We start from the raw sequence: 7,739 nt of genomic DNA on the forward strand, positions 1-7,739 counted from the left end.
ATTATATCGTTATGAGTGAATGTTCATTCATTATATCATGTTGGAAGTTAAATTGAAAACATTAGGTTCATTAACAATGACGGTTCTTTATCGTGTCTGTATTAATCTTCTTTGATTTTTAAAAAAAGCAGTTTTCATTAGGGAAAGAAAAAAAGCAGCGAGGATGTTCCCCACTGATTTTTCAGCTTTATAATGATTCCATTTCAACATTGATGACATGGTCAATTTGCTTTAAGGCATAATATACATCTGTAATATAGACCTTTTCATTAACAATTAGGACAAGCTCTAATTGTTGAAATTCACCATTTTTAATATCTTTTACTCGTACTTTTCCAGCTTTCATTTTATATTTTTTTAATTCCTTTAAAATATTTGTCAGTTTATCCTCTGCATCAACTGTAACCTTAACCTTTAATTCCCTCTCACGTAATCTTTTTGGTCCAATGTATTTGAAAATAAATGGGATGAATTCGACACTGAAGATAATCAGGAGTGTGGCAATCGTTGCTTCAAACCAAAAGCCAGCACCACATGCAATCCCAATACCTCCTGCACCCCATACCATTGCTGCAGTTGTTAACCCTGAAATCATATCATTATTCCGTCTTAAAATAACACCTGCACCTAAAAAACCAATTCCTGAAACAATTTGTGCTGCTAAACGCAATGGATCCATCGGTCTAATGTACATTTCAGCATATTTATCTGATGCTTCAATTGAAACAGTCGTGAGCAAACAGCTGACAATCCCAATAACTAAACATGTTTTTAATCCTAATGGCTTTTTCTTTAATTGACGTTCAATTCCAATAATAATTGATAAGATTGTTGCCATACCTAAATTAAAGATAAATGAATTCGGTTGTAATAGCATGCTGTAAAACTCCCATACAAAGTAATTTATCTATTTTATTTTACCAGTCATTTAAATAATTATCATCGATTAAGAGATCTTTTTACTAGGAAACTTGATTATCCCTTCTTTTTTTGTATTTTATGTTATTCTAGTATGTATTGGTTAATCTATTATGACTTAAAAAAGAAAACTGTTTTCGCATAATAAGTTGCTTGAAAACGTTAGAGAGAATTGTTTACAGGGAGAAGAGTAATGACGATGAAATTAGTATCATGGAATGTAAATGGCATAAGAGCTTGTGTACGCAAAGGATTTTTAGATTATTTTCATGAGGTTGATGCAGATTTCTTTTGCATTCAAGAGTCCAAGCTACAGGAAGGACAAATAGATTTAGAGCTCAAAGGATATTATCAATATTGGAACTATGCATTGCGTAAAGGATATTCAGGAACAGCAATTTTCACAAAACATAAACCACTTTCTGTTTCATATGGAGTTGGAGATTTAGAAACGGAAGAAGAGGGAAGAATTATTACATTAGAATATAACAATTTTTATTTAGCAACAGTTTATACCCCTAATTCTAAAAGAGATTTAGCTAGATTAGGAGAACGTTTAGAGTGGGAGGACAAAATTCGCGAGTATCTTGTAGAATTAGATAGTAAGAAGCCCGTTATCCTTTGTGGTGATTTAAATGTCGCACACGAGGAAATTGACTTGAAAAACCCTCGTTCAAACCAAGGAAACTCAGGATTTACCGTTGAAGAGCGTCAAAAAATGACAAAGCTTCTTGATGCAGGATTTGTTGATAGCTTCCGTTACCTCTACCCAGATAAAGAAGATATTTATACATGGTGGTCTTATATGAGCAAAGTGAGAGAACGAAATATCGGATGGAGAATTGATTATTTCATTGTTTCAAAAAAACTAGCGCAAAATATTATTGACTCCGAGGTACATTCAACAGTAATGGGTAGCGATCATTGCCCAGTTTTACTAAATATCGATATATAAGCTGACAATGGTATTGATATGTTTACCAAACGAATAATCAAGTAAATATTATAGATAAAATGAATAAAATATATGGAGGTTTACTCAAATTGCTTAAGGATGAATTAATCAAGCTTATACAAGCGTCACCAAAATTATCTTTATATCCGGAAGAAATAGACTACTTAAAAAAACATGACATTCAAGCCGATACGATTAGTCAGTATGAGAAACATTCTTTTTCACGTTTTACTGATGCTTATATTGAGCGAGGGGACAAAGAAACAGAAGAAGTAATAGGCGTTGAATCAGAGAGCTTTTTGGCTCAACCATTAATTTATTTAAAGGAACATATGAATGAATTTATTTATCTAGAATCTAAATGGTTTGATTTAATCCGTGTTGATGCCATTTCCATAGAGGTAGATGATGTCTTTAAAACATATGATGTATTACTTGGATTAAAACAACCAAAAAAAGTCGAGAATCTCATTAGACTATTCCTTGATGAACAAATAAATAACATTGAGCATTCCTATGAGCTACTTTTTAATCAAAAGGATGGTGTTTGGGATATAAACATTTCATTAAATGCTTTAAAAGCATTTAATGAAAATGGTTCAATTGGAGAAGCATACGTATTTACTTATCAATTTTTATTTCGCTTAGCAGAAGCAATCGAATCCGAAAAGTAAATATTTTCCCATTTAATTATGATTCCTTACATTTTTGATAAATTATCACTTTATAGCAACGTTTTCACTTAGATTTAAACATGATAACAAGCTAAGTAATGCAAACTTGCAGGAACCTTTTAGCAAAGGGGAAAAAGATAGAGAGAAAGTAGGAAAGGCTTCATGGAAAGATTTTTGCAACAGCTTCAGGGAGAGATGCTAGCCTATATCGAAAAACTCGTTAATATTGATAGTGGTTCACATTATAAACAGGGTGTTGATACAGTAGGAGCCTGCTTGAAAAAAAGTTACCTTGAGCTCGGATTTACTGTTAAAGAAGTAAAAGAAAAGGAATATGGCAACCATTTAATCATCCAGCATAAGGATGCAACAAATCCTAAAATCCTTATTCTCGCTCATATGGATACTGTTTTTCCAGAAGGGACAGCATCTGAACGTCCATTTAAAATTGAAGGGACTCGTGCATTTGGCCCTGGAGTAATTGATATGAAGGCAAGTCATAGCTCATTACTTTATGCTGTAAAAGCATTGATTCATAATGGATATAAAGGATATAAACAAATTAAAATTGTTATCAATAGCGATGAAGAAATAGGCTCACCAAGCTCACGAGGAGTAATTGAACAAGAAGCAAAAGGTATAAAATATGCACTTGTAATGGAACCAGCTAGGAAAGATGGTTCTTTAGTTACTGCTAGACGAGGAAAAGGAAACTATACACTAATTGTCGAGGGCAAAGCAGCACATTCTGGTATTGAACCTGAAAAAGGTCGAAGTGCGATCGAAGAGTTGGCTCATAAAATTATCCAATTACATGAATTATCTGACCATAAAAATGGAATCAGTGTCAATGTTGGGATGATTGAAGGTGGGTCAAGTGTTAATACTGTTTCAGATCACGCTGAAGCACATATAGATGTTCGGATTAAAGAAATAGATCAAATTGAAATCGTTAAAGAAAAATTAGAAGAAATTTGTTCAACAACTGATGTAAAAGGAACAAAGGTTTCAATAGAGGGTGAAATAAATCGACCACCAATGGAAAAAAATAAAAAAACTCGTGCTTTACTGCGAATTATTCAAGATGTTGGTGATGAGATCGGTATCGAAATCGAGGATACTGAAACTGGTGGCGGTTCTGATGCCTCGTTTACATCTACTTTAGGAATTGCAACGATCGATGGATTAGGACCTATCGGAGGAAATGCCCATAGTGATAAAGAATATTTAGAAATACCAAGTCTTGTCGAAAGAACACTTCTATTAGCGGCAATCATTGAACGTCTTTCTAACAAGGAAACCGTATAAAGCTATCGAGTAAGGATAGGATTATATTAACCATATATATGTGGTCGATAATCCTCCTTACACGGTAGTTTTTTATCTGTATGAGTTAATCTCTTTGGTTAGAGGGCATGATTTTCCTCTTTTGTTAAATCCTATTAAACGTCGAAACGATTCTACAAAGGAGAAACTTAAATTTAAGAAAACTTAAGGACCCTGACCACCGTAAAGCGATACCTGCAGTAGAAATCAACAACAAAGATTAACTGAGCCTATCATTAAAGAAGAGTTATAATATATTTATACAATTTATTGGGGGTTTACATATGAGCAAAAATATTGATGACTATCTTAATCATGGAATGTATGGACCTCAAGAAACAAATCCTGATGAACGTAGACGTTATTTAGGCACGATTAGGGAAAGAGTTGTCTGTGTTCTAACAAAAAATCAAGTACGCGAAAACGGAATCTACTCCGAAGTTGAAGATTTTATCCGAAAAAATAAAAAAGCAACCTTAATCCTTAATGGAAATATGAATTATGATTATTTGTCTGAATATATAAAATTAGCTAACAAATACAATTTAAAATTCACCTTATCTACAAATAAAGAATATGACTCTGAATTAGGATTAGTCCTAGCGTACGATTATGCAATAAATAAAGAAGACATTACAATAAAAAAAGAAGCAACCGTAATCCAAGAAAAAAAGTCAAAGGATCATTCAATAAAAAATTTCTTTAAAAAACTATTTTAAAATTATTCGCCAACTAACCTCATTAATTAAGTTCAGCTAAATTAGTTTCAACTAAAAATTAGAATAAATTGATTTAAAAGGTTCACCAAAGTCGAGCCTTTTTTATTTTATCTGTTAAAATCATACCTTTTCAACACATTTTCTAATAAAAACCATAAAATAATTAACTATAAAAAAACTGCAGCTAAACAATCACGTCTACCAACGATAAAAACTGGAAAGAATGGAGGGAAAATCATCACTGTCTTGTTTTGGAGGGGTAACCATGCAAATGTTTTATACTGTACGAAACGGAGATACTCTTTATCAAATTGCAGCACGTTGGAAATTACCTGTTCAAGCAATTATTGCTGCTAATAATTTACGTCCACCTTATACAATATCCTGTGGCGAGCAACTTTCCATCCCACCAGGTGTTAATATTATTCGCGTTTCAGAAGCTGATACAATCGAACAGCTTTCACAATATTACGGTATTCCTATAACGGAAATTATTGAGAAAAACGCTCTAACTCCACCTTATGTACTTAAAGATAAACAATTCCTTTCCATCCCACAAGGAGTTCCCTATTACACTGTCAGACCTGGTGATGATTTGTATCACATTGCAAGAAGATTTAATATCCTCATTGACGGTAAGATTAATCCTGAACCTATCAGATTGTTAAACCATCTCCATTCAAAAAGGCTTATACCTGGAAGTAAGCTAAAAATCCCATATACTCTCCCACTAACAACTGGGATGATTGCTTTTAATTCACTGAGTAATGGACATTATGACCTTTTTGTCTTCGATCTAAAATCGGGAAATGTATCAAAACTAACGAATCAATTAACAGACGAAAACACGACACCATTTTGGTCAGCTGATAATACAATGATTGCTTTTGTTGGCAAACAGGGCAAAGTATATTTGGCTAATTTACATCAATCGTTGATTCTAAACATTGATCAGATTAAGATAGGAACATCGATACAATGGTCACCTAATAATAAAAATATGGCCTATAAAAAAGATGAGGATATGATCATTTATCATATTGAAACAGCAAAGAGGAAAAAAATAAAAATAGGCAATCATGCAGAAATTTGTTTATTTCTTAATGACAATGTAATGGTATACCACGATATTGACTCATCCGGCAATGGGCAGCTATACAAAATAAATATTGATGGAACAAACAAGGCTCAAATCACAAACAATCGGAATGGCAAAATTGAGAAAATCCGAATTACACAAAATCGACAATATGCTGTTTATTTAACTACTAAAAGTCCATTTTTCCTTTTTGTAACACATTTAACAACACTTGATACATTTAAAATAAAAAATAATAACAATTGGAGTAATCAGCTACCAATTCAATCAAAAAACACACTCCAGTTAGCTTATTCATCAACAGAGGAAATGAATGAAGATGAATGGTATTCGCATATTCGATTAAAGGAAGTAACTGAAAACGATGACCGAATTTTAGCGGTTACAGACAGTGAATCACCACCGATGACATTTTCTCCTAACGGAAGGCTAATTAGTTTCCTATCGGGCTACAAAGGAAATAAATATGCAAGTGAGATATGGATCGTTGATACAAAGCATTCGGTACCAATCCGTTTATTAGAGGGAGAGCAAATAACATCAATTTGTTGGTCAAAATCAATTTAAAATTAGTGAAATCGAATCATAATAATTCACTTATTAAACATCCACCAAACATACAAAACTCATTAAAAAGCGAATAAAAATAACTTTAAGTCCAATTAATGTTCGGTTATAATTACTATAATGAACGGGGAGGACTGATGTTATGTATATTTCAAAGAAAATTATGCTATTAGGTTCTGGAGAGTTAGGAAAAGAAATTATCATTGAAGCACAACGATTAGGTGCTGAAACAATTGCAATTGACCGATATGAACTGGCTCCGGCTATGCAAGTAGCAGATCGGAGCTACTGTATCGATATGTTAGATTCAACTGAAATAAGAAGAATAGTAGAAATTGAGAATCCTGACCTAATTGTTCCTGAAATTGAAGCGATTGCCACTTCTGAGCTAGTTAAACTTGAAGGAGAAGGTTACAATGTCATTCCTACTGCTAAGGCTGCCCAATTAACGATGGATAGAGAAGGGATTCGTAGACTTGCATCAGAAACGCTACAGCTTCCTACAGCAAACTATCGTTTCGCAAATACTTTTGAGGAATTTAACGATGCAGTAAAAGAAATTGGTTTTCCATGTGTTGTAAAGCCATTAATGAGCTCTTCTGGGAAGGGACAAAGTGTTTGCCGAACTGAGAATGACGTAAAAGAATGCTGGAAGATTGCAATGGAGGGTGGGAGAGTTCAAAACGGACGAGTGATTATTGAAGAATTTATCCACTTTGATTATGAAATCACATTATTAACGGTTAGAGCTGTTAACGGCACAATGTTTTGTGAACCAATTGGACATATTCAAAAAGATGGAGATTATATTGAATCATGGCAGCCACATCACTTAACGAACAATCAACTTGAGAAAGCAAAACAAATTGCAAAGGCTATAACAGATGAACTTGGTGGATATGGTATATTCGGTGTTGAATTATTTATTTCAGGAGATAAAGTTTACTTCAGTGAGGTCTCACCACGACCACATGATACAGGATTAGTTACATTAGTAACCCAAAATCTATCAGAGTTCGCTTTACATGTACGTGCAATTTTAGGCTTCCCAATTCCTGAAATAAACTTAATTTCACCTGGTGCTAGCAGACCATTAAAGGCTGAAAAAGAGTTAAAGGACTATGCGATAACAGGAATTCAAGATGCATTGTCAAATGAAAATACACAAATTCGAATCTTCGGAAAACCATTAACAAAGGTTGGGCGTAGAATTGCCGTGACCTTATCAACATCAAAAGACGTTAAAACTGCTAGAATTCGTGCAAAACAGGCACTTGATTACTTACAAATAACTGAAAAATAAACATAAAGAATTTCCCAGGCAACCGCATGTTTAGACATACAAGATAGAAAAAACACGAAATATTAGAAATGAAGCTATATTTCATTCACTAGGAATTTTAGTAGCCTTGTCTTTGAATATCTTTTAACAGTTTAACAAGCAAAGTTAAACAGCTTAGTCAGTGTTAAAAGACTAGGTT

General features: G+C 33.3%; 7 protein-coding genes. 6 read left to right on the forward strand and 1 reads right to left on the reverse strand.

Annotated elements, in window-relative coordinates; genetic code table 11:
* Positions 1–187: 187 nt before the first annotated feature.
* Entirely contained in the window at positions 188–877 is a 690-nt protein-coding gene (locus HU235_RS11880; protein ID WP_095300945.1) for an MgtC/SapB family protein, read from the reverse strand.
* Between the two features lie 240 nt (positions 878–1,117).
* On the opposite strand from HU235_RS11880, the gene HU235_RS11885 reads away from it, so the two are divergent.
* From HU235_RS11885 to purT, 6 genes are all read left to right on the forward strand, one after another.
* On the forward strand, positions 1,118–1,873 hold the full coding sequence (locus HU235_RS11885; protein WP_174880353.1) for an exodeoxyribonuclease III: 756 nt from the start codon (positions 1,118–1,120) through the stop codon (positions 1,871–1,873).
* 89 nt (positions 1,874–1,962) lie between these two features.
* Positions 1,963–2,547, forward strand: coding sequence for a branched-chain amino acid aminotransferase (locus tag HU235_RS11890; protein WP_233452207.1), 585 nt, complete (start codon positions 1,963–1,965; stop codon positions 2,545–2,547).
* Between the two features lie 162 nt (positions 2,548–2,709).
* Positions 2,710–3,855 (forward strand): M20 family metallopeptidase, encoded by a 1,146-nt coding sequence (locus HU235_RS11895; protein WP_174880349.1) that lies wholly within the window; start codon positions 2,710–2,712, stop codon positions 3,853–3,855.
* Positions 3,856–4,157: 302 nt separating this feature from the next.
* Positions 4,158–4,592: a YueI family protein gene (locus HU235_RS11900; RefSeq protein WP_174880350.1), complete on the forward strand. Its 435-nt coding sequence runs from the start codon at positions 4,158–4,160 to the stop codon at positions 4,590–4,592.
* A 265-nt stretch (positions 4,593–4,857) separates the two neighbouring features.
* A complete protein-coding gene (locus tag HU235_RS11905) occupies positions 4,858–6,258 on the forward strand; it encodes a LysM peptidoglycan-binding domain-containing protein (RefSeq protein WP_174880351.1) in 1,401 nt (466 codons plus the stop codon).
* 142 nt (positions 6,259–6,400) lie between these two features.
* Positions 6,401–7,561, forward strand: a complete 1,161-nt coding sequence (purT, locus tag HU235_RS11910) for a phosphoribosylglycinamide formyltransferase 2 (RefSeq protein WP_174880352.1) — start codon at positions 6,401–6,403, stop codon at positions 7,559–7,561.
* The last annotated feature ends 178 nt before the right edge of the window (positions 7,562–7,739 follow it).

It is taken from the genome of Metabacillus niabensis, from assembly GCF_902829255.1.
Taxonomy (GTDB): domain Bacteria; phylum Bacillota; class Bacilli; order Bacillales; family Bacillaceae; genus Metabacillus; species Metabacillus niabensis.

Bases quoted from the DNA above. Each gene is read 5' to 3' on its own strand.
- purT (WP_174880352.1), top strand. From the start codon at position 6,401: ATGTATATTTCAAAGAAAATTATGCTATTAGGTTCTGGAGAGTTAGGA.
- HU235_RS11885 (WP_174880353.1), top strand. From the start codon at position 1,118: ATGAAATTAGTATCATGGAATGTAAATGGCATAAGAGCTTGTGTACGC.
- HU235_RS11905 (WP_174880351.1), top strand. From the start codon at position 4,858: ATGCAAATGTTTTATACTGTACGAAACGGAGATACTCTTTATCAAATT.
- HU235_RS11880 (WP_095300945.1), bottom strand. From the start codon at position 877: ATGCTATTACAACCGAATTCATTTATCTTTAATTTAGGTATGGCAACA.
- HU235_RS11895 (WP_174880349.1), top strand. From the start codon at position 2,710: ATGGAAAGATTTTTGCAACAGCTTCAGGGAGAGATGCTAGCCTATATC.
- HU235_RS11900 (WP_174880350.1), top strand. From the start codon at position 4,158: ATGAGCAAAAATATTGATGACTATCTTAATCATGGAATGTATGGACCT.